The organism is Pseudomonas sp. SW-3, assembly GCF_016615645.1.
GTDB classification, from domain to species: Bacteria; Pseudomonadota; Gammaproteobacteria; order Pseudomonadales; family Pseudomonadaceae; genus Aquipseudomonas; species Aquipseudomonas mandelii.
Genome location: NZ_CP067098.1, coordinates 1690108 through 1712223 on the forward strand (window position 1 = coordinate 1690108; position 22116 = coordinate 1712223).

Here is a 22116-nt window from a genome sequence, read left to right on the forward strand (position 1 = left end):
CCCGTGGCCTCAAGTGCCTTCCTTGCCTAGCCAGCGATAGGTCACGCCGCCGATCACCGCGCCCAACAGCGGTGCCACCCAGAACATCCACAATTGCGCGATGGCCCAGCCACCGACCATCAGCGCCGGACCGGTGCTGCGGGCCGGATTGACCGAAGTGTTGGTGACGGGAATCGAGATCAAGTGAATCAGCGTCAAGGCCAGGCCGATGGCAATCGGTGCAAGCCCGGCGGGCGCGCGTTTGTCGGTGGCACCGAGGATGATCAGCACGAACATCGCAGTCATCACCAGTTCACAGACAAAGCCCGCGGCCATCGAGTACTTGCCCGGGGAGTGTTCGCCGTAGCCGTTGGACGCCAGGCCGGCGGAGAGGTCGAAGCCTTCCTTGCCGCTGGCGATGTAGTAGATCAGCGCGGCGGCGATAATGGCGCCAATCACCTGGGCGATGATGTACGCGGGCAACTCCCGCGCCGGGAACCGACCGCCGACGCACAGGCCGACGGAGACGGCAGGGTTGAGGTGGCAACCGGAGATATGGCCGATGGCGAAGGCCATGGTCAACACGGTGAGACCAAACGCGATGGCCACACCCAGTACCCCGATTCCGAGGGGCGAAGACGCAGCAAGCACCGCACTGCCGCAACCCCCCAATACCAGCCAGAACGTACCTAACAACTCAGTGACAGAACGTTTGAACAGCGACATGAGAGCGTCCTTGATAGGCGACCTATCGAGACTGTATCGCGTGATGCATCCTGCAGACTTACGACAGGCTCATCTCCAGAACCTTGGCTGAGTACAGCAGGGTTTCTGCGGATTTCCAGCGGCCACAAAAAACCGCCAGGGCCTGTGGTTAGCAGGCTGTGGCGGTTTTTTGTGGATTTAGAGGGCGCTTGTGGCGAGGGAGCTTGCTCCCGCTGGACAGTGAAGCTGTCCCCATGGCAAAAACTCCACTGTGTCAGAAAAACCAGGCCGCCTGAAATTACGACTGCTGCGCAGCCGAGCGGGAGCAAGCTCCCTCGCCACAAAAGCTCACTCCCACAGGTTCGGTGGTGATCTCACGATATCAATCGATACCGACAAACCCACCCGTCTGGTGCTGCCACAGCCGCGCATACAACCCGCCATGCGCCAGCAGTTCGGCGTGGGTGCCGGTTTCGGCGATCTTGCCTTTTTCCAGCACCACCAGCCGGTCCATCCGGGCGATGGTCGAGAGTCGGTGGGCGATGGCGATCACGGTTTTGCCTTGCATCAGGGTTTCCAGGCTTTCCTGGATCGCCGCTTCGACTTCCGAGTCCAGCGCCGAGGTCGCCTCGTCCATGATCAGGATGGGTGCGTCCTTGAGCAGCACACGAGCAATCGCAATCCGCTGACGCTGGCCGCCGGAGAGTTTCACCCCGCGCTCACCCACGTGCGCATCGAAACCGGTACGGCCTTCGGCGTCCGACAGCAACGGAATGAACTCATCGGCGCGCGCCTTGTGCACCGCTTCCCACAGCTCGGCGTCGGTGGCATCGGGTCTGCCGTAAAGCAGGTTGTCGCGAATCGAACGGTGCAGCAACGAGGTGTCCTGGGTGATCATGCCGATGCGCTCGCGCAGGCTTTCCTGGCCGACTTCGGCGATGTTCTGCCCATCGATGAGGATTCGCCCGCCCTGCACGTCATAGAGGCGTAGCAGCAGGTTGACCAGGGTCGATTTGCCGGCGCCGGATGGCCCGATCAAGCCGATTTTCTCACCGGGCTTGATCGTCAGGTTGAGGTCGCCAATGATTCCGCTCTTCTTGCCGTAGTGAAAATCCACGTGCTCGAAACGCACTTCGCCTCGGGGCACGGCCAGCGGTTTGGCCTGATCGCGGTCAGTGATGCTGACCGGTTGGGCGATGGTCCGCAAACCGTCCTGGACCATGCCGATGTTTTCGAAGATGCCGGTGACCACCCACATGATCCAGCCGGACATGTTGACGATGCGAATCACCAGGCCTGTCGCCAGGGCAATCGCGCCCACCGAGATCAGCGACTGCGTCCACAGCCACAGGGCCAGGCCGGTGGTGGTGACGATCAGCAGGCCGTTCATGCTGGTGATGGCCACGTCCATGCTGGTGACCACGCGCCCGGCCAGTTGGGCTTTTTCGGTTTGCTCCTTGATGGCTTCCTTGGCGTATTGCTGTTCATGGTTGGTATGGGCGAACAACTTCAAGGTGGTGATGTTGGTGTAGCCGTCGACGATCCGTCCCATGAGTTTGGAGCGCGCATCGGAGGATTGCACCGAGCGGTCCTTGACCCGCGGCACGAAGTAATAAAGCGCGCCGATGAACCCGGCGATCCAGGTCGTCAGCGGGATCATCAGGCGCCAGTCGGCTTCGGCAAACAGCACCAGCGCGCTGATGGCGTAGATCAGCACATGCCACAGGGCATCCACCGCTTGCACGGCGGAATCGCGCAGGGCGTTGCCGGTCTGCATGATGCGCTGGGCTATGCGCCCGGCGAAGTCGTTCTGGAAGAAGTTCAGACTCTGTTTGAGGACATAGCGGTGGTTCTGCCAGAGAATCAGGCTGGTCATGCCAGGGTTCAGCGTCTGGTGCACCAGCAGGTCGTGCAGGCCGAAGAAAATCGGTCGCAGAACCAGGGTCACTACCACCATCCAGGTCAGTTCAAGTGCGTGGTCCTGGAAGAAATCGGGGTTCGGCGTGCCTTGGGCCAGGTCGATGATGCGGCTCAGGTAGTTGAACAGCGCGACTTCGATCAAGGAGGCGAACAGGCCGACAATCAGCAGGGCGGCGAAACTCGGCCAGACCTGCTTCAAGTAATAGGTATAGAAGGGGAGAACCCGATCTGGCGGAGCCGCCGTCGGAGCGTCGCGGAATATGTCGATCAGTTTCTCGAAACGGCGATAAAGCATCAGTTCTACGCCCGCGCGCGGGCTCTCCTTTAAACGATATGAGCGGCGCCGGATGCCGGCAGCCGCTCAAGCACTCCTGTGCAGATTAGTTGATCACTTTGGCCGACTTGATGAAAACAGAGTCGGCCGGCACATCTTTCATGCCGCCTTTGGTGGTGGTCGGGGAATTGACGATGATGTCCACCACATCCATGCCTTTGACGACTTTACCGAACACGGCATAGCCATCGCCTTGGTCGAGGAAATCGTTGTCCTTGACGTTGATAAAGAACTGGCTGGTGGCCGAATCCGGGTTCGAGGTGCGGGCCATGGACAGCGTGCCACGCACGTTATGGAGGCCGTTTTTGGATTCGTTCTTGATCGGCGCCTTGGTTTCTTTTTGCTGCATCTGTTGAGTGAAACCACCGCCCTGGACCATGAAGCCAGGAATCACGCGGTGGAAAATCGTGTTGTTGTAAAAGCCGCTGTTGACGTAATCAAGGAAGTTTTTGGTACTGATCGGTGCCTTGACCGGGTCCAGTTCGATTTCGATCTGGCCGTTGGTGGTTTCCAGCAATACGTGCGGCGCCTTGGCGGCGGGCGTTGCGGCCATCAGGTTGGCGGCAAACAGAACGGAGCCGGCGACGAGGGCAATTTTTTTCAGCATGGGTCAGTGATCCTGAGTGAGGGGGTGTCGACTGCGGTGAGAAACTCGAGCAGGGTTTGGTTGAAGCGTTCGGGTTGATCCAGCGGGGTGGCGTGGCGGGAATCGGCGATCACCACCAGCCGCGCATCGGGCAGCAGTTTTACGTAGGTTTCCTTCAGCGAGACCGGCGTGTAATCGCGGTCGGCGGTGACGATCAGGGTTGGACAGGCGACTTTGGAAAGTCGTTCCTGAACACCCCAGCCAACAATGGCATCGAAGCTGGCGAGATAAGCATGTTTGTCGTTTTTTGCCCAGCGCTCGGCCATTTTCTGGCGCAAATCAGCTTGTTCGGGTTTGGGGAACAGCTTGGCACCCAAGGCCTTGCCGATGGCGCCCAGACTGAGGGCACGCATCAGGCTCCAGCGTTTGAACCACTGCCAGTAATCGTCGCGGGTGCGCAGCTTGACCTCCGGCGCACTGTTGACGATGCACAGGCTTTTAAGCATGTGCGACTGATCCACGGCCAGTTGAAAACCGATCATGCCGCCCATGGACAAGCCCACGTAATGCGCGGGGCCGAGGTTCAGGTGTTCCATCAGGGCGACCAGGTCGGCGCTGAACCCGGCAATGCTGTAACGCTCCCGGGGTTTGTCGGAGCGACCGTGACCGCGCACATCCGGAACGATTACACGGTAATGGGCTGACAGCGCCGGGATCTGCTTTTCCCAGTCCAGGGTACTGGAACCCAGCCCGTGGACCAGCAGCAACGGCGTGCCGTGACCGTATTCCTCATAGTGCAGGTTGCAACCTTCATGTTCGAAATAGGCCATGCGGATACTCCGTGTCAGGCTTGTTCAGGGGCGGCGAACGGCGCATCCAGCGGCGCGGTGTCGAAGGTGCGCAGCAGTTCGATCAGGATTTGCGTCGCCGGGCCCAAGGGTTTGTCCTTGTTCGAATACAGATAAAAACTCGGGTTGCGGCTGCCGCCCTGGTCCAACGGTAGCAGCTTGAGCGTGCCTTCCTTGAGTTCGCGTTCGATCATGTGCCGGGGCAGCCAGGCGAAACCCAGGCCACTGCTGACAAACGTCGCCGCGGTGGCCAGGCTGCCGACGGTCCAGCGCTGTTCGGCGCCGAGCCAGCCGACGTCTCGTGGCTGCTGGCGACCGGAGTCGCGGATGACCACTTGCAGCTGGCTTTCAAGGTCCTGGAAATTCAGTTCGCGGTTGAGGCGATGCAAGGCATGTTCGGGGTGGGCGACCGCGACAAACTCGACGTCGCTCAACTCCGCGCCCAGGTAGCCCGGAATGCTGAAACCACTGATGGCCAGGTCGGCCACGCCTTCGAGCAGTACTTCTTCAACGCCCGACAACACTTCTTCGCGCAGACGCACCCGGCAACCACGGCTCTGCGGCATGAACGCGGTCAACGCGCGGACGAGGCGGGCGCTCGGGTAAGCCGCATCGACCACCAGTCGCACTTCCGCTTCCCAGCCTTGCTCCATGTGGTGGGCCAGGTCTTCCAGCTGGCTGGCCTGTTTCACCAGTTGCCGCGAGCGGCGCAACAACACGCCGCCGGCTTCGGTCAGCACCGCTTTGCGGCCGTCGATGCGCAACAGCGGCACGCCGAGCTGGTCCTGCATACGCGCCACGGTGTAGCTCACCGACGATTGCGAGCGGTGCAGCGCTTCGGCGGCCTGGGCGAAACCGCCGTGGTCGACCACGGCTTGTAATGTTCGCCATTGATCAAGGGTCACGCGGGGCGCTTTCATGAATAGCTCCTCTTGTCCTAAGCTGGCAGTCCTTATTGGAGACTGCTGAATGAAAAAATTCTGTTGTTTGGTGCTGGCGCTGCTGCCGCTGACTGCGTTTGCTTACCCGATCGATGTGGAGAAAAACCTCAACGGCATGAAGATCGACTACAACGCCTACGACACGGATAACGACATCGCATCCATTCAGGTCAACAACTACGGCGATACCGATGCGATCTGCAAGGTGGTTTTCAACAATGGCCCGGAAGCGCCGCGCACCCGCTCTATCGAAGTGGCCGCTGGCAAACACAAAAATGCCACCGCCAAGTTCACCCGCACCATTATCAAGATGCGCATCAACCTGAGCTGCACCCCCAAATGACATAAAACCCTGTAGAAGCGAGGCTTGCCCGCGAAGACGGTGTGCCAGTCGACATGGATGTTGAATGACACCGGCCCCTTCGCGGGCAAGCCTTGCTCCTGCAGGTGCAGGGCATGATCAGCTTATAAACGAATTTATTGATGGGTTATAGCAGTTATTTGCGCTTTTTCATCGATATGACTCTGTTTAACCTTCACTCCATCGCCTTACAGCATTCTCAGATGGAGCCTACATCCCATGTCACGCGTTCTGATCATCGAAAGCAGCGCACGTCAGCAAGACTCGGTTTCCCGTCAGTTGACCCAGACGTTTATCAGCCAGTGGAAAGCCGCTCACCCGAACGACCAGATCACCGTGCGTGACCTCGCTGTCAACCCGGTGCCGCACCTGGACATCAATCTGCTGGGCGGCTGGATGAAACCCGCCGAACAGCGCAGCGACATTGAACAGGTCTCCCTGGAACGCTCCAACGAGTTGACCGACGAACTGTTGGCCGCTGACGTACTGGTCATGGCCGCGCCGATGTACAACTTCGCCATCCCCAGCACCCTCAAAGCCTGGCTCGACCATGTGCTGCGTGCCGGCGTGACTTTCAAGTACACCGAGACCGGCCCGCAAGGTTTGCTCAGCGGCAAGCGCGCCTACGTGCTGACCGCTCGCGGCGGGATCTACGCCGGTAGCACCGCCGATCACCAGGAACCGTACCTGCGTCAGGTGATGGGTTTCATCGGGATTCACGACGTGACCTTCATTCACGCCGAAGGCATGAACCTGGGCGGTGACTTCCAGGAGAAAGGCTTGAACCAGGCCAACGCCAAGCTTTCCCAGGTGGCCTGAGGCTTTAATCGCCAGATAATCCCTTGATGTTCAAGTGGCCTGGCGCAACCCCTTCAAGGCTTTACGCGCATCGAACCTCCCTTTGCACTTGTTGCTCCTGAGTGCTGTCGCCCGATTGAACGCTTTAGCGAGATCGGGCTTTTTTTTGCCTGGGATTTTTGGGGTTGAACACGAACCTGGAGCGAAGCTTGCTCGCGAAGACGATGTCAGATCCAACATAGATAGCGGCTGACACAGCATCTTCGCGAGCAAGCTTCGCTCCTACAGGGATCAATGTGTTCTCGTGATCGCCTGCAAAACCCGCTATCGTCGCCGCCATTCGAAACGAGGCGAGCATGGGCTATCTACTTTTTGTCACGCTGATCCAGGCGTTTTCCTTCAGTCTGATCGGCGAATACCTGGCCGGTCATGTCGACAGTTACTTCGCGGTGCTGGTGCGGGTTTTGTTGGCCGGGCTGGTATTTATCCCGCTGACGCGCTGGCGTTCGGTCGAGCCGGCGTTCATGCGCGGCATGCTGTTGATCGGCGCGTTGCAGTTCGGCGTGACCTACGTCTGCCTGTACCTGAGCTTCCGGGTGCTGACCGTGCCGGAAGTGTTGCTGTTCACCATCCTCACGCCGCTGCACGTGACCCTGATCGAAGATGCCTTGAATCGGCGCTTCAATCCGTGGGCGCTGGTGGCCGCACTGGTGGCGGTGCTCGGTGCGGCGGTGATTCGTTACGACCGGATCAACCCGGATTTCTTCATGGGCTTCCTGCTGCTGCAACTGGCCAACTTCACCTACGCCGCCGGGCAAGTGCTTTATAAACATCTGGTGGCGCGCCATCCGAGCGATCTGCCGCATTACCGACGCTTCGGCTACTTTTACCTGGGCGCGCTGGCGGTGGCATTACCGGCATTCCTGATGTTCGGCAAACAGAATTTCCTGCCGGAGGCGCCGCTGCAATGGGGTGTGCTGGTGTTCCTCGGCCTGGTCTCGACCGCGTTGGGGTTGTACTGGTGGAACAAGGGCGCCTGTATGGTGAACGGTGGAACATTGGCGGTGATGAACAACCTGCATGTGCCGGTGGGGTTGCTGATCAATCTGTTGATCTGGAATCAGCATGAAGAGCTGGGGCGGTTGTTCTTCGGCGGATCGGTGATTTTGATGGCGGTGTGGATCAGTCGGTTGGGTGTACGCAGGCCAGCTATCGCATGATCATTCCCACGCGGAGCGTGGGAGCGATCAGTTCGGTGGGCTACATGATGTGTTTTTCGGGCTCGGGTATATGGCCCGCGCCTAAAACCGCCGGAAGTAACCCGCTCCGCAAGTCCCCACCACTCGGCTGCTGATACAGGCTCAATCCGAACTCCGGCAGCACCGCCAGCAGGTAATCGAAAATATCCCCCTGAATCCGCTCGTAATCCGCCCACGCCGTAGTGCGAGTGAAACAGTAGATTTCCAGCGGAATACCCTGCGCGGTGGTTTGCATCTGGCGGACCATGCAGGTCATGCTCGGCTGAACTTCCGGATGACTCTTCAGATAGGCCAGCGCATAGGCGCGGAACGTCCCGATGTTGGTCATCCGCCGACGGTTGGCCGACATCGCCGCGACGTTGCCCTGCGCCTCGTTCCAGGCCTTGAGTTCAGCCTGTTTGCGGCCGATGTAGTCGGTGAGCAGATGCACCTGGCTCAGTTTCAACTCTTCGTCGTCGCGGACGAATCGCACGCCGCTGGCATCGATGAACAGGCTGCGCTTGATCCGTCGTCCGCCGGACTGCTGCATGCCGCGCCAGTTCTTGAACGACTCGGACATCAGGCGCCAGGTCGGTATCGAGACGATGGTCTTGTCGAAATTCTGCACTTTCACCGTGTGCAGCGTGATATCCACCACGTCACCGTCGGCACCGACTTGCGGCATCTCGATCCAGTCGCCGACCCGCAGCATGTCGTTGCTGGTCAGTTGCACGCTGGCGACGAACGACAGCAGCGTGTCCTTGTAGACCAACAGAATCACTGCCGACATGGCGCCCAGGCCTGACAGCAGCAACAGGGGCGAACGGTCGATCAGCGTGGCGACGATGATGATCGCGCCAAACACGTACAGGACCATTTTCGTCAGTTGCACGTAGCCTTTGATCGACCGGGTACGGGCATGTTCGGTGCGCGCGTAGATGTCCAGCAGGGCACTGAGCAGGGCGCTGACCGACAGCATCAGGAACAGAATGGTGAACGCCAGCGCGACGTTACCGAGGAATATCAGGCTGGTCTTGCTCAGCCCCGGCACCAGGTGCAGGCCGAACTGGATCACCAGCGACGGCGTCATCTGTGCCAGGCGATGAAAGACCTTGTTATGCCGAAAGTCGTTGACCCAGTGCAAGGCCGGTTGCCGGCCGAGCATTTTGGTCGCATGAATAATGAGGTAGCGCGCCACTCGTCCGAGGACCAGCGCCACCACCAGCAGCAGGATCAGTGCCAGGCTGGAATGCAGGAGCGGGTGCTGATCGAGGGCACCCCAGAGGTCTTGGGCGTTGAGCCAGAGCTGTTTGATATCCATGGGTAAAAACGGTTCTTCTGTAGGACGCGACGGGGCGATTAGAGCATCTAAGACGCTTTGCATGACGTTTTGAGACAAATCAGGCAACAAAAAAGCCACTGTTTACCGCCGTTTGCATAAAGAAACTCGGCCTCGGCGCTCGAAACCGTTACCCTATGCAGCTGTTTTTTTGTATTTCTTCGAGGTAGCACCCGTGTTTTCCCAATTCGCCCTGCACGAACGCCTGCTCAAAGCCGTGGCCGAGCTTAAATTTGTCGAGCCAACGCCTGTGCAAGCAGCGGCTATTCCGCTGGCGCTCCAAGGGCGTGACCTGCGGGTGACAGCGCAAACCGGTAGCGGCAAGACCGCTGCATTCGTTTTGCCGATCCTCAACCGTCTGATCGGCCCGGCCAAAGTCCGCGTCAGCATCAAGACCCTGATTCTGCTGCCGACTCGCGAGCTGGCCCAGCAGACCATCAAGGAAGTCGAGCGCTTTGCGCAGTTCACCTTCATCAAGTCCGGCCTGATCACCGGCGGTGAAGATTTCAAGGTCCAGGCCGCGATGCTGCGCAAAGTGCCGGACATCCTGATCGGTACGCCGGGCCGGATGATCGAGCAACTGAACGCCGGCAACCTCGACTTGAAAGAAGTTGAAGTGCTGGTCCTCGACGAAGCCGACCGCATGCTCGACATGGGCTTTGCCGAAGACGTGCAGCGTCTGGTGGAAGAGTGCACCAACCGTCAGCAGACCATGCTGTTCTCCGCCACCACCGGCGGTTCGGGCCTGCGCGAGATGGTCGCCAAGGTCCTGAACAACCCGGAACACTTGCAGCTGAACAACGTCAGCGATCTGAACGCGACCACCCGTCAGCAGATCATCACCGCTGACCACAACCAGCACAAAGAACAGATCGTCAACTGGCTGTTGGCCAACGAGACCTATCAGAAGGCTATCGTGTTCACCAACACCCGGGCCATGGCCGACCGTATCTACGGCCGCCTGGTGGCGCAGGAATACAAAGCGTTCGTGCTGCACGGTGACAAAGACCAGAAAGACCGCAAGCTGGCCATCGACCGCCTGAAGCAGGGCGGCGTGAAAATCCTCGTGGCCACCGACGTCGCCGCTCGCGGTCTCGACGTGGAAGGCCTGGACCTGGTGATCAACTTCGACATGCCGCGCAGCGGCGACGAATACGTTCACCGCATCGGTCGTACCGGCCGCGCCGGCAACGATGGCCTGGCCATCTCGCTGATCTGCCACGGCGACTGGAACCTGATGTCGAGCGTCGAGCGCTACCTCAAGCAGAGCTTCGAGCGCCGCACCATCAAGGAAGTCAAAGGCACCTACGGCGGACCGAAAAAGGTCAAGGCCTCGGGCAAAGCCGTTGGCGTGAAGAAGAAAAAAGTGGACGCCAAGGGCGACAAGAAGAAAACCGGCGCCAAGGCCCCGACCAAGCGCAAGATCGCCAACCGCCCGAAGACCGACGCCCTGTCGCTGGTCAGCAAGGACGGCATGGCGCCGCTCAAGCGCCGCAAGCCGGAAGCACCGGCTGCTGAATAAGGCGTTGTCAGGTCAGTTAGGGTAGGTATGGCGAACACAAAACCTTGTGGCGAGGGAGCTTGCTCCCGCTGAGGCGCGAAGCGGCCCTGAAAAGAAGGGACTGCTGCGCAGTCCAGCGGGAGCAAGCTCCCTCGCCACAGGATCCGTGTTGCTTCTGACTGACTGGTTTTAGCCGTAGCGATCCAATAAAAACCCGGACAAGTGTCCGGGTTTTTTATCTCCAGCGTTTGTCAGCTCCCCAACAGCCCACTGGTGTCCGCATCAAAGCGTTGTTTGGCTTGATCAGCCTTCGGTTTGAGTAGCGTGAGCAGCTCGGCCTCGCCGTACAACCGTGTGACCGCCAGTTCCTTTGGCGTCGGCTCAATCGGGATCAGCACGTCTTCAGTGTCGGCATGCAGCCAGATCGCCACCAAGTGCAGCGCCGAAACAAACAGCACCCGCAGCTCAACGGTTTTACCCTGCAGTTGCGGCGACTGTTCCGCCAGTTTCAACGCCCCGACCGTCGCAGCGGCGATGGCCCCATGGTTCAGCGAGGCGAACTCGACATGGCCGCGGACGTCGGCCAATTGCGCATCGGCAATCGTCACGCCATTGGAAAACACCAGGTAATGCCAATCGCCGACTTTGGCGTCTTTCAGGCCTTTGCCCTGGCTCACGTCCTCCAGGCTGAGCGAGTAACCACGGTAGGCCTCGCTCAGGCTGATGTTGCCGGGCGTGGCGTTGGCAAACTGGCGATTGACGCCGAAGCCTTGGGTTTGCAGGGCGGCTTGAAGCGCCGGACGCAATGTCTGCACGCCGTTGGAAGGCGCCTTTGGATAAGTCAGTTGCATGATGTCGCCCTCCTAGTTTTTAACGGTGAAGTAAGTGTTGGTCCAGTTGCCGCCGCCGTTGTAAGAACCGGGGAAGGAGTTCAACGCTCGGGTCGAGTAGCCGTAGATCGAGTCTGCGACCAGCACGTAGTTGCCGTTGGTGCCATAGATCGTCAGGAAGTGCGCACCACCACCGAACCAGGCACAGCGCAAACCGATCGGTCGGCCCATGTTGATCTGGTTCTGGATGGCCGACATCTGCAGCGAACCCTGATTCATGCCGTTGAAACTGCGGGTGATTCTCAGGGCTGTATCCAGATAACCATACACATTGCACGGCCCCGGTTGATTACAGCAGTTGCGGTCCAGCGCAGTGGTGGCCACGCCGCATTGGGTCCAGGACCCGGTGCCGTAATAGTTGCCGACCGAGGCGGAAACCGCCGCCCAGCACCAGTTGGTCTGGGTTTGCTTCTGCATTGTGAAGTTGAGGCTGGCAGCAGCCAGTGCGCTGAGGGGGGCAGCCGATTCGACATCGGACAGTTGCGGGTTGAGCAGATGACCGGTCAGGCACCTTGGCAGGGTTTCGCCGGTGAATGACGTGGCTTCAGTGGTTAACATTTTCAATCCTCCATGAGTGAAAACTAGCGTCCAGCTAGTGGGTATGTAGCGGTGTGGCTGAGCGATCGGCGTATGCGGTTTGCCATGTTGGATGGCCGGCTCCGATTCGGGCTCGGGGTAACCTTAGGCAGATATATGCGTCTGTGCAAATAATTAAATGCACTAGTGCAAATTCCGGATCGAAAGGACGGCGCCTTTGGCAGCGCCGGAAGAAGCGTCATTTTTGCGTAGGAGTGACCGAAGGCTGCAATCCCTGGTTTCAGCTCTCGGCCTTTTTATCCGCCGTCTTCAGCTCTTTCAGCCGCTGATCAATCAGCTGGCATTTGTCGGGAAGATCCGCGCTGGCGGTGCCCAAATCCATCTTCTGCAGCTCGGCGTTAATTTCTTTGGCCTTGGCCGGGTTCTGCTCGGTGAGTTTGGTCACTTCCTTGGCCAGTTGTTCGCGCTTGGCGGTAGCTTCTTCGGGAGTGCAGGCCCAGGCAGGGAGGGCGCAGGCGAGAGTGGTGACGAGGGTGAGTTTCAGCAGGGTTTTCATTGTGAGCCTCAGTCCGGGTTAAGACGGGTTAACCGGTTGAGGGCCGAAGTACGGCAAAAGTTCAGTGGCGCAGTGGTGGATCGACCGGGATTTCGTGGATGCTTAGCCTTTCTCCCCTTTTTCCTGTGCCCAAGGATCGAACATGCTTCCAAAAGTAGTGTTGATGGTACTTTTCCTGTCGCTATCAGCTTGCGGACCTTCTCGTTCGGCATGGATCGACAGCGCCAACAGCCTGGTCGGGCAGCCGATGCCCGATCTCGAAAACAAACCTTGCGATGCTCGCTGTCAGCTCATGCTGTGGTCCCCAAACAATCACGAACACCGCTATGAACGAGTGGTCGAGGGCGATGGCAATCGTTACTACTTCAACTGGCTATTCGATTGCAGCTACTCGGTGTACACCACGGCCGATGGTGTGATCCGGTCGTGGCGGTTCGAGACATCGCGGCCTGAAAGTTGTTATGTGTTCTAACGCGCACTATCCCCCATGGCAGCAGCTTCCTGAAGCCTTGTCGTCATACCGATCGTGGTGTTGCACCCATTCCATGATTTCCTCTTCGTTGCGGCCCTTGGGCGTCAGGTCAAGGTAGTTATAGGCCCCTACCAACATGTCTAGGCCACGAGCATAAGTGGAGTAGGTATGAAAAATTTCGCCCGCTTCATTGCGATAAAACACGCTGAGCCCCGGGAGTTCTTCCTCGGCGCCGTCGGATTTTTCGTAGTTGTAGGTGGCTCTGCCGGCAGCGACATCTTCGGCCCGGGCAGAGACGCCAAAGTCGTAGTTGAAATCGCAGCCTTCTGACGACACCCAATCAAACTTCCAGCCCATGCGCCGTTTGAAAGCCTGGAATTCGGCGAACGGTGCGTGGGAAACGGCCACCACTGCAACGTCGTGATGAGCCAGATGCTGGTTGGCGCCGTCGATGTGGTCGGACAGGAACGAGCAGCCGGGGCAGCCTTCGTCCCATCCTGCCGCGAACATGAAGTGGTAGATGACCAGTTGGCTACGGCCGCCGAACAGGTCCGCGAGTTTCAGTTCGCCGTTAGGGCCCTGGAAGTGGTAGTCCTTGTCGATTTTCACCCAGGGCAGGGCGCGGCGTTCGGCGCTGAGTTTGTCCCGTTCCTTTGTGAAGGCTTTTTCGTGGGCCAGGTGTTGTTTGCGGGCGGCGAGCCATTCTTCGCGGGACACGACGGGATGATTCTGAACGTTCATCAGGTTTTCTCCTTCGCAAGGCTGGGAGGTGACTTACAGAGCCTAGTCGTTTGACTTGCGTCCAATTCGACATGCCGTCGGTCGGCAGCCGCAAAAAAACTCGGCTGAACGGCTGAGCAGCGTGTAGGTCACAACTTAAGAAGGCCCTCTCTCACAGGCTTTGGAGGTTGAATCAGGATGACCACTTACAACTGGGATTTGATTGAACGCTTGCTGCACGAAGTGCAACGCGGTGAGGCCAGTTTCACGCCGCGCCCGTATGCCGAGCAGCATGCGGCGGAGAAAGCGTCGGAAGGCGAACAGACTGAAAATCTGGATCACCTGAAAGCGGTGGCCGGCGAGTATGAAAAATTACTGCTGGAGCGCGGCTATATCGAGTCTCGACCCGAAGAGCAGGGCGGCACCGGCTCCAATTACATTTTGACGCCGCGTGGCTCGAGCTTGTTGAGCCTGATCGACAGCAGCATTCCGGGTAATGACCACCCGCGGCAGGTGTTGGATGAGCAGGAAGATGCGCTGGATGAGCTGACGTTTGATGAGGTGGCGTCGAAGGCGCAGATTGCCTGAAGACCACCTGAAACCAATGTGGGAGTGAGCCTGCTCGCGATTGCGGAGTGTCAGTCGACATCGTCGTTGTCTGATACTCCATCATCGCGAGCAGGCTCACTCCCACATTTTGACCTGTGTTGGGCTTAGCCTTGTTGCGCGGCTTTCAGGCATTTCAAATCGTTGAAGTCCTTGCGCACCCCTCCAATTTTTTTCAACAGCCGCTGACGTTGAGGCGGCGTACTCTCGGCCATCAAATCCACAAACAATCCTCGTGCTTGCGCTTCAGTGTTGGCATAGGCCTGACGGTACGCCGGCGTCCATAAACTCTCGCGATTCACCAGAAGCGTCTCGATTCTCTGTGGGAATTCCGGACTCTGACGCTGCGCAACGGCCGCACTGAATTGCTTCTGCCAATGCGCTCGGTTAGCGATCCATTGCGTGTTCTGGTCACCCAAGGCGTTCGACCATGTCACCACCCGTTGTCTCTGAGTCGGGCTGAGCGGGCCCAGCCAGTCATTCAGGCGTTTTTGCATGCGCTCGCTACGTTCCTTGATCTGCTGATCGAGCGTCGGTTTGACGTAATCGTCTTGGCGCTTGCGCTGATCCTTGGCGAAGGCGTCGTTCATTTCAGCGACTTGCTTGTCATCCAGCCCCTGTAACAATTCGATGGCCGAAGGGGTGATTTCCCGGGCGGTCTGTGCGATGGCGTCCTTGGCTTCCTGAGTGCGGGTTTGCAGCGCGTCGTCGGTGACCTGGTTGGTCTCGACCATCGCCTGCAAGCGGTCCAGCCAGTCAAGGTAGCCCGGCAGTTGCGTGGTGCAGTGCCAGCTCAGGTGTTCCTTGAGGCGCTCGTTGAACCAGCCTTTTTGTTCGCCGTTCATGTCCAGGTAATCGCTGAGCGTCCACGGAATGATCACGTCGAGGTTGCGATAGGCCAGGCCCACGCGGCTACAGGCGCCAAGGGCCAGGCTGAGCGTGATGATGAGGGCTAGATACTTTAACCAGCGCGACATGGGCGAATCCTTGCGAAGATCTGGCTTCTTTAGTGGATTCTTATGTGAACGCAGAATGGGCCCGGCAGTTCAGCCGATCAATAGAAGGGGCGCTCGGCCTTGAGGGTGACCAACCCGTCGCACTGGCTGTTGTGCCCGGAGTAGGCGGAACAGTCGCTGCCGCTGAGGCTTGAGTCGCTGTAGATCAGGTTGAGGTCGACACCCATGAACGGCCGGGAAAGTTGCACCGACCAATCGGTAAAACTGCCGATATAGCCGCCGTCGACGGACGCTGGCGTGTTGAGCTGATGGGTGGTGTATTTCATGCTGATCCCGATGCCGAACGGCTGATTGCCGCCCAGGTCGGCGAAGACGGTGCTGTTCTGTTTGTCCGGGTCGTTGCTGAACGCGGCGCCGAAACGGCTGCCGAGAAAGGTCAGGCCGCCGAAAAACTCCTGGCTGTCGAGGGTGTCCACTTTCGGGTAGCTGTAATGGATCATGCCGACTTCGTACCCGAGGGTATTATCGAAAGGCTGTTTAAAGCCCAGGTAGGAGTCGACTTCAAGGTTGGCCCCAGGGGATAAACCCATGCTCGGCGCCCATTGCCCCGCGTAAAAGCCACTGTCATGGCTCAGGTCGAGACCACCGTGGAACGAACCGGTGCTGGCGGGCTTGACCAGCCCTTGGGCCATGCTGCGGCTGGGGGTGGTGCCGAGTTTGAGATCGAAATCGCCCAATTCACGCTGGAAGATTTGCGCGTTGGCGACCGAACACGACAGCAGGGTGCCGAGCAATAAATGGGAGGGTTTGAGCATGCGTCACTCCATGACCGCGAGGAGCAGGAACAAAAACCTACTGAAACGCTTGATCTAGACGTGTGCAAGCATACCGGCGAATGCTCGGCATTGAAGGCCGTTCGTCGATTTTTGAAATATTGATGTGTTTGGCGGGGTGTTGCGGGGAGGTTCCAGTCCAAGCGCTTCGAAGCTCAAAGCGCTTACGGACCAGGTGACGCGGCGGATCTTTGGGGGAGTGTTACTTCTTGCCCAAAGTGATCTGCTTGGACGGGCCGAACGTCTGGCCGCTCACGCCTTTGGCAATTTGCTGGATCTCGCCGCCGGACTTGAGGAACGCAGCGATCTGGTTGTTGATCGATTCGCTGGTTTCAACGGCTGGAGCTGGCTTTGCTTTGCTGTTGGATGCTTTTACACGCATGGCGGCCATTAACCTGTAGAAAATTAACTTGGCCAGGCATCGTACAGGAAATACTTGACAATTGCTTGGCTAATATCCCCTCAAAATACACATTGCAGGGGCGGCATTAATCACAAGCTGTTATTCGAAATACGTTCCTAAGCTGCTGTTTTAAATAAGAACGACGGTAGAAAAACACAGGTTTCAGATCCGCGGGCGAGGGTGACGATCGCCCGTTCGGCCTGACGAGCGGCCAAATACCCAAGGCAAAACCCAGGAAAATTAAGGCCTTCAGAAGAATTTCTGGTGTCACCGGGCTGGCCACGGGAACGCCGCACGGAAAAACGGGTAGAATGCCGCCCACGCAATGAGGGTATTGGAAATGGCTTTAGTCGGGCGCTACAACAGTTTGCAAGTGGTTAAACACACTAACTTCGGTTTATATCTTGACGGTGGCGCGGATGGCGAAATCCTCCTGCCTAATCGTTATATTCCCAAAGATATTCCCAGCGAAGATGAAGATTGGCTCAACGTTTTTGTTTATCTGGACAGCGATGACAAACTCATCGCAACTACCGAAAAGCCGAAAGTTCAGGTCGGTGAATTCGCCAGTTTGAAAGTCGTTGAAGTCAACAGCATCGGTGTCTTCCTGGATTGGGGCCTGCCGAAGGATTTGCTGCTGCCGTACTCCGAAGAAAAGCGCCAGATGACGGCCGGTGAATATGTCGTGGTGCACGTCTACCTCGACAAGCACACCCGCCGCATCACCGCGACGGCGCGCCTGGACCGCTACCTCGACAAGACCCCCGCCAGTTACACCCCAGGCCAGGAAGTTGATCTGCTGGTGGCCGAAGCGACCGACATGGGCTTCAAGGCAATCATCAACAACAAGCACTGGGGCCTGATTCACAAGAACGAAATCTTCAAGTTCATGCGCGCCGGCAAGGAAGAGAAAGGCTTTATCAAAGAAGTCCGTGCCGACGGCAAGATCAGCCTGAGCCTGCAACCGGTGGGCGAAGAAGCCGCCACCAGCCTCAACTCGAAGATCCTCGCCAAGTTACGTGAAAACAACGGCACCCTGCCGGTCAGCGACAAGAGCGACCCGACCGTGATCACCAGCCTGTTTGGTGTGAGCAAAGGCAACTTCAAGAAGGCTATCGGTGCGCTGTACAAGAACGGCCAGATCGTCATTCATGCGGATCGCATTGAACTAAGCTGACCTCGCTCCGGCCCCATATAGAACGATTACAGAGGGGCGGGTTATGAAAAAAGGGCTGTTTGCCTACGCGGGCACCTTGCTCGCGTTTCTCGTGCTCGACGGCCTATGGCTGGGCGTGCTGATGGCGCCGACTTATCGGGCGCTGCTCGGTCCGCTGATGCTCGACCAACCGCTGCTGGCCCCGGCAGCGGTGTTCTATCTTCTTTATGTCTTGGGTTGCGTGGTGTTCGTGGTGTTGCCGGCGAAGACCTGGCGACGAGCTTCGGCGCTGGGCGCGCTATTGGGTCTGGTGGCTTACGGCACGTATGACCTGAGTAACTGGGCAACCTTGAACGGATGGTCGGCGCAGTTGGCGTTGATGGACATGGCCTGGGGCACGTTGGCCACCTGCATTGCCTGCACGGTCGGGTATTGGGTCGCGCGAAAAGTGCAGTGATCCTGGTTGCCTGCAATGACGCAATCGGGAATTTAAACGTCCCGTCCAGGCGGCATTTTCTGGCCGTTTGGTTAATAATCGACAGCATAACTTTTCGCCCCGACACCGTTTGTTCAGCAAGCAGGCCGGGGCTTTGTTTTTACTGTCGAGTCACTGCCATGTTTGTTGTTGTCGAGGTGTTCCGGTGAGCGCCAGCCGGCGTAGCGCCGATGGGTTTGCCCTGCAAGTGATGGTCGGGTTGTGCCTGATCTGGGGCGTGCAGCAGGTGATGATCAAATGGGCGGCGCCCGACATCGCTCCGGTCATGCAAGCGGCGGGGCGGTCGGGTATTTCCGCGTTGCTTGTAGGACTGTTGATCTGCTGGAAGGGTGGCTGGGACCAGGTCAGCAGCACCTGGCGCGGTGGCTTGTTGGCCGGTGCGTTGTTTGGTCTGGAGTTCTTTTTCATTTCCGAAGGTTTGCAACTGACCACGGCAGCGCATATGTCGGTGTTCCTTTACACCGCGCCGATTTTTACCGCGTTGGGCGTGCACTGGCTGCTGCCGAGCGAACGTCTGAGGCCGGTGCAATGGCTGGGGATTTTCCTCGCCTTCGTCGGGATCGCCATCGCGTTTGCCGGCGGCGTGTCCTGGGACAACCTCGACCACCGCATGTTGATGGGCGATGCGTTGGGCGTACTGGCCGGGGCTTCCTGGGGCGCGACCACGGTGGTGGTGCGTGCCTCGCGACTGTCGGAAGCCCCGGTCACGCTGACCCTGTTTTACCAACTGATCGTCGGTTTCGTTGGGCTGCTGCTGATCGCGATCCTCAGCGGCCAGGTAACCCACGTCAGCCTGACCACCGTGGCGGTGGCGAGCGTGCTGTTCCAGGGATTGGTCGTGTCGTTCTTCAGCTACCTGACGTGGTTCTGGCTGTTGCGCCGTTACCTGGCCGCGAACCTGGCGGTGTTTTCGTTCATGACACCGCTGTTCGGTGTCACATTCGGCGTGGTGTTGCTGGGTGAAGAGTTGAGCCTGAACTTCGTCATCGGTGCCGTGCTGGTGCTGCTGGGCATCACCTTTGTCAGCGCTGAGCAGTGGGTGCGCCGTCGTTTGCGCAAAGCCCTGGGGCAGCAGTGACCGGACGCAACAGCAGGCCGCCAGCGACAAGCAAGCCGCTGCCGGCAACCACCAGCGCTGGCTGCAAACCACCACTGAAATGGCTGCTCAGCGCTGCCAGCAACGGTCCGGCGAGCTGACCCACGGCAAAGCAGGCCGTTAGCATCCCGGCGTTGCGTTGAGTAGCGTGGGGCGCCTGTTCCCGGGAGCGTTGCATCACCAATTGCATGCAGGCCAGGAACGGCGTGCCGCACAGAATCACCCCCAGCGCCAGGCCCGAGCCGCTGCCCAACAGACAGGCAAAGACACCAGCGGCTTGCAGCCACAACGTCACCATCAGCCAGTGGCGGGTGCCATTCGGGGTTTGTCGACGCAGGCTGACCAGCACCACCCCGATAGCCGACGCCAGACCGAAGCACGGCCAGAACAGGTCGGCCTGCCATTGGCCATGGAACTGTGCGCTGGCCATTTGCGAAAGGAACGTGGCGGGGATGATGTAGCCCAAGCCGTACAACCCGTAGATCACACCTAGACGGCCAATGCCTTGCTGGTTCGAAGTGGCTGTGCTCGGTGCGGCAACCGCAGTCGCGGTCGATTGCGGCAAAAACGGCAGCATCCCCAGCAGCATTGCCAATGCGACACCGGCATACACCAGCCACAGGGTTGCAGACGTCTGCCCCAGCAGGTGCGAGCCCAACGCCAACATTCCTGTGAGAAAAATCCCCAAACCAGGTCCGGCAAATACCTGGGCGCCCAGTCGTGGGCGGCCGGCTGCCGCTGCCAGTGGCTGGCTCAACGCCGTGATCATCACCAGCACCCAGGCGCTGGCCACGCCGGTACCGAATCGCAGCACCAGGTGCGACCAGAACCCGTTGGCCCAGAACGACGCCAGCGTCAGCAGCACACACAGCCACAACCCACCGAGCAGGCGCCGACGAACTTGTTCGGGACGGCGAGAGAACATGGCGTCCACGGCGCCGACGAAGTAGCCGAGGTAGTTGGCGGCGGCAATCAGACCGGCGGCAGTCAGGTCGATCTGACCTTCGCTGAGCAAGTGCGGCATTTGCGGCGTGAGGGCGAAACGCCCGATGCCCATGGCAATCATCAGGGCAATAAAACTGGCGAGTAAGCGAATCAAGGGAGACATGGTCTGGATTCCGGCAAAGGATCAATGACCGTCAGGCTAGGACTGATTGACTTTCTTTAAAAATGAATAATAGTGAGTAACTTGTTCTGATTTGGAGAAGATCGTGGAGTTCAGCCAGTTACGAATCTTCCAGGCCGTGGCGCAAGAGGGCTCGATCACCCGTGCTGCCGAACGGTTGCACCGGGTGCCGTCTAATCTGTCAACGCGGCTCAAGCAACTTGAAGAGCAGCTCGGTGTAGAGCTTTTCGTCCGCGAGCGTCAGCGTTTGCAACTGTCACCTGCGGGAAAAGTCCTGCTGGACTACACCGCCAAGCTTTTTAACTTGCGCGACGAAGCTCAGGCGGCGGTGCAGGGCGGGCAACCGGCCGGGGACTTCGTGTTGGGCACCATGTACAGCACGGCGGCGATTCATTTGCCGGGACTACTGGCGCGTTATCACCGCACGTATCCGGCGGTGAACCTGCAAGTGCAGTCCGGGCCCAGCGGTGAATTGCTTGAGGGTTTGCTCACCGGTCGTCTCGATGCAGCCTTGGTGGATGGCCCGCTGGAGCTGGCCGGTCTGGACGGTGTGCCGTTATGCGACGAGCGGCTGGTGCTGATCAGCGAGGCCGATCACCCGCCGGTCCGCAGCGCCATGGACGTGGAAGGACGCTCGGTGTTTACCTTTCGTCAGGGCTGCTCCTACCGCATGCGTCTTGAAGCCTGGTTTGCCCATGACCACGCGGCCATGGGCCGGGCGATGGAGATCGAGTCTTACCCGGGCATGCTGGCGTGTGTGATTGCTGGCTCGGGCGTGGCGCTGATGTCGGAGTCGATGCTGGCAAGCCTGCCGGGCCGTGAAAGCGTGGGGGTGCACCCGCTGGCGGAGCCGTTTGCCCACGCGACGACCTGGTTGATGTGGCGCAAAGGCATGGTCGGGGCCAACCTGAACGCGTGGATTGAACAGCAACAAGCGGTCTATCCATCGGCGCCGATGCAGGCTTCGGCGATTGCTTGAACTATCGGTCAGGTATTTTGATCAATTCAGTAACAGATCATTGCGGATTTGGCCGAGCATTGCGTAGGACTTCAGACTATTATCAGTGCGAAGGGGCTACAGAATTTCAGCCGCTCGGCACTACCCTGAAGGGGGCACCATGAAAGAGAAAATTCAAAACTGGCTGCACGATCTGGGTGTTGCACTCGGATTGATCGAACCGCCTCTGCAACCTGTTCCTATTCGCACCGACGACGAACAGCGTCGACGCCAGCCGCGCCGTCGGTAAGTCTGACCCGCACTGGCTCAAACCTGGCAAATCCTCTGTGGCGAGGGAGCTTGCTCTCGCTGGGGCGCGTAGCGCCCCTTGGTAGCCTCAGAATTGTCAGGGAATACTCGGACAGGATTGGCGACTGCTGCGCAGCCGAACGGGAGCAAGCTCCCTCGCCACAGTTCACCACGAGCGTGCGTTTGGCATTCGGACTCAATGCCGTCCAATCTCCACCAAAAACCGACTCAAATCATTCGCCGTCCTGGCATCCTTGAGCATACGGTCTTCTTCCGCCGTAAACGCCGTCAACCCCAGCTCATCCTCCAGATGGAAGATCAGCTCTTCGATATCCTGTTTATCCAATCCCAACTGCGCCAGGCTGGCGTTGTCGTCGAAGTCATCCTGACCCTCCAGCAGGCGGCTGATGAAACGATGCACGGCGGCACGAACGGCAGCTCTTTTCATGGCGGTTCTTCGAGGGCGTTATTGT

Annotated in this window: 25 protein-coding genes and 1 pseudogene; 11 read left to right on the forward strand and 15 right to left on the reverse strand. The window is 58.9% G+C overall.

Annotated elements, in window-relative coordinates:
* Nucleotides 1-9: 9 nt before the first annotated feature.
* The 5 genes and pseudogenes from aqpZ to JIO00_RS07615 form a co-directional block, all read right to left on the reverse strand.
* Entirely contained in the window at nt 10-705 is a 696-nt protein-coding gene (gene aqpZ, locus JIO00_RS07595) for an aquaporin Z (protein ID WP_010462058.1), read from the reverse strand.
* 361 nt (nt 706-1066) lie between these two features.
* Nucleotides 1067-2899: an ABC transporter ATP-binding protein gene (locus JIO00_RS07600; RefSeq protein WP_010462056.1), complete on the reverse strand. Its 1833-nt coding sequence runs from the start codon at nt 2897-2899 to the stop codon at nt 1067-1069.
* 85 nt (nt 2900-2984) lie between these two features.
* Nucleotides 2985-3545 carry a peptidylprolyl isomerase A gene (locus tag JIO00_RS07605; RefSeq protein ID WP_010462054.1) on the reverse strand — a complete coding sequence of 187 codons (561 nt, stop codon included), beginning with the start codon at nt 3543-3545 and terminating at the stop codon, nt 2985-2987.
* A 3-nt stretch (nt 3546-3548) separates the two neighbouring features.
* Nucleotides 3549-4354, reverse strand: a pseudogene (locus JIO00_RS07610) (alpha/beta fold hydrolase).
* A gap of 14 nt (nt 4355-4368) precedes the next feature.
* Nucleotides 4369-5292: a LysR family transcriptional regulator gene (locus JIO00_RS07615; RefSeq protein ID WP_010462050.1), complete on the reverse strand. Its 924-nt coding sequence runs from the start codon at nt 5290-5292 to the stop codon at nt 4369-4371.
* Nucleotides 5293-5341: 49 nt separating this feature from the next.
* On the opposite strand from JIO00_RS07615, the gene JIO00_RS07620 reads away from it, so the two are divergent.
* From JIO00_RS07620 to JIO00_RS07630, 3 genes are all read left to right on the forward strand, one after another.
* A complete protein-coding gene (locus JIO00_RS07620) occupies nt 5342-5656 on the forward strand; it encodes a 3-phosphoglycerate kinase (protein WP_077749151.1) in 315 nt (104 codons plus the stop codon).
* A gap of 237 nt (nt 5657-5893) precedes the next feature.
* Nucleotides 5894-6493: an FMN-dependent NADH-azoreductase gene (locus tag JIO00_RS07625; RefSeq protein ID WP_010462046.1), complete on the forward strand. Its 600-nt coding sequence runs from the start codon at nt 5894-5896 to the stop codon at nt 6491-6493.
* 335 nt (nt 6494-6828) lie between these two features.
* The gene (locus JIO00_RS07630; RefSeq protein ID WP_010462042.1) at nt 6829-7692 is read left to right on the forward strand and encodes a carboxylate/amino acid/amine transporter; all 864 of its coding nucleotides are present in this window, start codon (nt 6829-6831) and stop codon (nt 7690-7692) included.
* 40 nt (nt 7693-7732) lie between these two features.
* Here the strand turns inward: JIO00_RS07630 and JIO00_RS07635 are convergent, their stop codons facing one another.
* Nucleotides 7733-9031, reverse strand: coding sequence for a mechanosensitive ion channel family protein (locus tag JIO00_RS07635; RefSeq protein WP_172792407.1), 1299 nt, complete (start codon nt 9029-9031; stop codon nt 7733-7735).
* 193 nt (nt 9032-9224) lie between these two features.
* On the opposite strand from JIO00_RS07635, the gene JIO00_RS07640 reads away from it, so the two are divergent.
* The gene (locus JIO00_RS07640) at nt 9225-10571 is read left to right on the forward strand and encodes a DEAD/DEAH box helicase (RefSeq protein ID WP_008153197.1); all 1347 of its coding nucleotides are present in this window, start codon (nt 9225-9227) and stop codon (nt 10569-10571) included.
* Nucleotides 10572-10801: 230 nt separating this feature from the next.
* Here JIO00_RS07640 and JIO00_RS07645 read toward each other — a convergent pair whose 3' ends face one another.
* The 3 genes from JIO00_RS07645 to JIO00_RS07655 all read right to left on the reverse strand — a co-directional run bounded on the left by JIO00_RS07645 (nt 10802) and on the right by JIO00_RS07655 (nt 12533).
* Nucleotides 10802-11401, reverse strand: a complete 600-nt coding sequence (locus JIO00_RS07645; RefSeq protein WP_145308088.1) for a hypothetical protein — start codon at nt 11399-11401, stop codon at nt 10802-10804.
* 12 nt (nt 11402-11413) lie between these two features.
* Entirely contained in the window at nt 11414-11998 is a 585-nt protein-coding gene (locus tag JIO00_RS07650; RefSeq protein WP_010462038.1) for a papain-like cysteine protease family protein, read from the reverse strand.
* 259 nt (nt 11999-12257) lie between these two features.
* Complete coding sequence (locus tag JIO00_RS07655; protein WP_010462036.1) at nt 12258-12533, reverse strand: hypothetical protein; 276 nt, start codon at nt 12531-12533, stop codon at nt 12258-12260.
* 142 nt (nt 12534-12675) lie between these two features.
* On the opposite strand from JIO00_RS07655, the gene JIO00_RS07660 reads away from it, so the two are divergent.
* The gene (locus JIO00_RS07660; RefSeq protein ID WP_077749142.1) at nt 12676-13005 is read left to right on the forward strand and encodes a hypothetical protein; all 330 of its coding nucleotides are present in this window, start codon (nt 12676-12678) and stop codon (nt 13003-13005) included.
* A 6-nt stretch (nt 13006-13011) separates the two neighbouring features.
* Here the strand turns inward: JIO00_RS07660 and JIO00_RS07665 are convergent, their stop codons facing one another.
* On the reverse strand, nt 13012-13746 hold the full coding sequence (locus JIO00_RS07665) for a DUF899 domain-containing protein (RefSeq protein ID WP_083374778.1): 735 nt from the start codon (nt 13744-13746) through the stop codon (nt 13012-13014).
* Nucleotides 13747-13923: 177 nt separating this feature from the next.
* On the opposite strand from JIO00_RS07665, the gene JIO00_RS07670 reads away from it, so the two are divergent.
* The gene (locus tag JIO00_RS07670; protein WP_154503572.1) at nt 13924-14313 is read left to right on the forward strand and encodes a transcriptional regulator; all 390 of its coding nucleotides are present in this window, start codon (nt 13924-13926) and stop codon (nt 14311-14313) included.
* 125 nt (nt 14314-14438) lie between these two features.
* Here JIO00_RS07670 and JIO00_RS07675 read toward each other — a convergent pair whose 3' ends face one another.
* From JIO00_RS07675 to JIO00_RS07685, 3 genes are all read right to left on the reverse strand, one after another.
* Nucleotides 14439-15308 carry a DUF6279 family lipoprotein gene (locus JIO00_RS07675; protein WP_010462030.1) on the reverse strand — a complete coding sequence of 290 codons (870 nt, stop codon included), beginning with the start codon at nt 15306-15308 and terminating at the stop codon, nt 14439-14441.
* 77 nt (nt 15309-15385) lie between these two features.
* Nucleotides 15386-16102, reverse strand: coding sequence for a TorF family putative porin (locus JIO00_RS07680; protein ID WP_010462029.1), 717 nt, complete (start codon nt 16100-16102; stop codon nt 15386-15388).
* A 220-nt stretch (nt 16103-16322) separates the two neighbouring features.
* Nucleotides 16323-16511, reverse strand: a complete 189-nt coding sequence (locus JIO00_RS07685; RefSeq protein ID WP_017337097.1) for a hypothetical protein — start codon at nt 16509-16511, stop codon at nt 16323-16325.
* A 352-nt stretch (nt 16512-16863) separates the two neighbouring features.
* Between JIO00_RS07685 and JIO00_RS07690 the strand changes: the two genes are divergently transcribed.
* From JIO00_RS07690 to JIO00_RS07700, 3 genes are all read left to right on the forward strand, one after another.
* Nucleotides 16864-17700 carry a CvfB family protein gene (locus tag JIO00_RS07690; RefSeq protein ID WP_010462025.1) on the forward strand — a complete coding sequence of 279 codons (837 nt, stop codon included), beginning with the start codon at nt 16864-16866 and terminating at the stop codon, nt 17698-17700.
* Nucleotides 17701-17743: 43 nt separating this feature from the next.
* Nucleotides 17744-18136 (forward strand): DUF2177 family protein, encoded by a 393-nt coding sequence (locus JIO00_RS07695; protein ID WP_010462023.1) that lies wholly within the window; start codon nt 17744-17746, stop codon nt 18134-18136.
* A gap of 184 nt (nt 18137-18320) precedes the next feature.
* Nucleotides 18321-19253: a DMT family transporter gene (locus JIO00_RS07700; RefSeq protein ID WP_010462021.1), complete on the forward strand. Its 933-nt coding sequence runs from the start codon at nt 18321-18323 to the stop codon at nt 19251-19253.
* Here the strand turns inward: JIO00_RS07700 and JIO00_RS07705 are convergent.
* Entirely contained in the window at nt 19198-20379 is a 1182-nt protein-coding gene (locus tag JIO00_RS07705) for an MFS transporter (protein WP_200667904.1), read from the reverse strand. The genes JIO00_RS07700 and JIO00_RS07705 overlap by 56 nt on opposite strands.
* 103 nt (nt 20380-20482) lie before the next feature.
* On the opposite strand from JIO00_RS07705, the gene ptrR reads away from it, so the two are divergent.
* Both ptrR and JIO00_RS29930 read left to right on the forward strand, forming a co-directional pair.
* Nucleotides 20483-21376: a putrescine utilization regulator PtrR gene (gene ptrR / locus JIO00_RS07710; RefSeq protein ID WP_200667906.1), complete on the forward strand. Its 894-nt coding sequence runs from the start codon at nt 20483-20485 to the stop codon at nt 21374-21376.
* Between the two features lie 139 nt (nt 21377-21515).
* Nucleotides 21516-21644 carry a PA1414 family protein gene (locus JIO00_RS29930; protein WP_003184145.1) on the forward strand — a complete coding sequence of 43 codons (129 nt, stop codon included), beginning with the start codon at nt 21516-21518 and terminating at the stop codon, nt 21642-21644.
* Nucleotides 21645-21839: 195 nt separating this feature from the next.
* Here JIO00_RS29930 and JIO00_RS07715 read toward each other — a convergent pair whose 3' ends face one another.
* Entirely contained in the window at nt 21840-22091 is a 252-nt protein-coding gene (locus JIO00_RS07715; RefSeq protein WP_010462011.1) for a hypothetical protein, read from the reverse strand.
* Nucleotides 22092-22116 lie beyond the last annotated feature (25 nt).

Coding starts and splice junctions, on each gene's coding strand:
- aqpZ (WP_010462058.1), bottom strand. CDS start 705: ATGTCGCTGTTCAAACGTTCTGTCACTGAGTTGTTAGGTACGTTCTGG.
- JIO00_RS07600 (WP_010462056.1), bottom strand. CDS start 2,899: ATGCTTTATCGCCGTTTCGAGAAACTGATCGACATATTCCGCGACGCT.
- JIO00_RS07605 (WP_010462054.1), bottom strand. CDS start 3,545: ATGCTGAAAAAAATTGCCCTCGTCGCCGGCTCCGTTCTGTTTGCCGCC.
- JIO00_RS07615 (WP_010462050.1), bottom strand. CDS start 5,292: ATGAAAGCGCCCCGCGTGACCCTTGATCAATGGCGAACATTACAAGCC.
- JIO00_RS07620 (WP_077749151.1), top strand. CDS start 5,342: ATGAAAAAATTCTGTTGTTTGGTGCTGGCGCTGCTGCCGCTGACTGCG.
- JIO00_RS07625 (WP_010462046.1), top strand. CDS start 5,894: ATGTCACGCGTTCTGATCATCGAAAGCAGCGCACGTCAGCAAGACTCG.
- JIO00_RS07630 (WP_010462042.1), top strand. CDS start 6,829: ATGGGCTATCTACTTTTTGTCACGCTGATCCAGGCGTTTTCCTTCAGT.
- JIO00_RS07635 (WP_172792407.1), bottom strand. CDS start 9,031: ATGGATATCAAACAGCTCTGGCTCAACGCCCAAGACCTCTGGGGTGCC.
- JIO00_RS07645 (WP_145308088.1), bottom strand. CDS start 11,401: ATGCAACTGACTTATCCAAAGGCGCCTTCCAACGGCGTGCAGACATTG.
- JIO00_RS07650 (WP_010462038.1), bottom strand. CDS start 11,998: ATGTTAACCACTGAAGCCACGTCATTCACCGGCGAAACCCTGCCAAGG.
- JIO00_RS07655 (WP_010462036.1), bottom strand. CDS start 12,533: ATGAAAACCCTGCTGAAACTCACCCTCGTCACCACTCTCGCCTGCGCC.
- JIO00_RS07660 (WP_077749142.1), top strand. CDS start 12,676: ATGCTTCCAAAAGTAGTGTTGATGGTACTTTTCCTGTCGCTATCAGCT.
- JIO00_RS07665 (WP_083374778.1), bottom strand. CDS start 13,746: ATGAACGTTCAGAATCATCCCGTCGTGTCCCGCGAAGAATGGCTCGCC.
- JIO00_RS07670 (WP_154503572.1), top strand. CDS start 13,924: ATGACCACTTACAACTGGGATTTGATTGAACGCTTGCTGCACGAAGTG.
- JIO00_RS07675 (WP_010462030.1), bottom strand. CDS start 15,308: ATGTCGCGCTGGTTAAAGTATCTAGCCCTCATCATCACGCTCAGCCTG.
- JIO00_RS07680 (WP_010462029.1), bottom strand. CDS start 16,102: ATGCTCAAACCCTCCCATTTATTGCTCGGCACCCTGCTGTCGTGTTCG.
- JIO00_RS07685 (WP_017337097.1), bottom strand. CDS start 16,511: ATGGCCGCCATGCGTGTAAAAGCATCCAACAGCAAAGCAAAGCCAGCT.
- JIO00_RS07690 (WP_010462025.1), top strand. CDS start 16,864: ATGGCTTTAGTCGGGCGCTACAACAGTTTGCAAGTGGTTAAACACACT.
- JIO00_RS07695 (WP_010462023.1), top strand. CDS start 17,744: ATGAAAAAAGGGCTGTTTGCCTACGCGGGCACCTTGCTCGCGTTTCTC.
- JIO00_RS07705 (WP_200667904.1), bottom strand. CDS start 20,379: ATGTCTCCCTTGATTCGCTTACTCGCCAGTTTTATTGCCCTGATGATT.
- JIO00_RS29930 (WP_003184145.1), top strand. CDS start 21,516: ATGAAAGAGAAAATTCAAAACTGGCTGCACGATCTGGGTGTTGCACTC.
- JIO00_RS07715 (WP_010462011.1), bottom strand. CDS start 22,091: ATGAAAAGAGCTGCCGTTCGTGCCGCCGTGCATCGTTTCATCAGCCGC.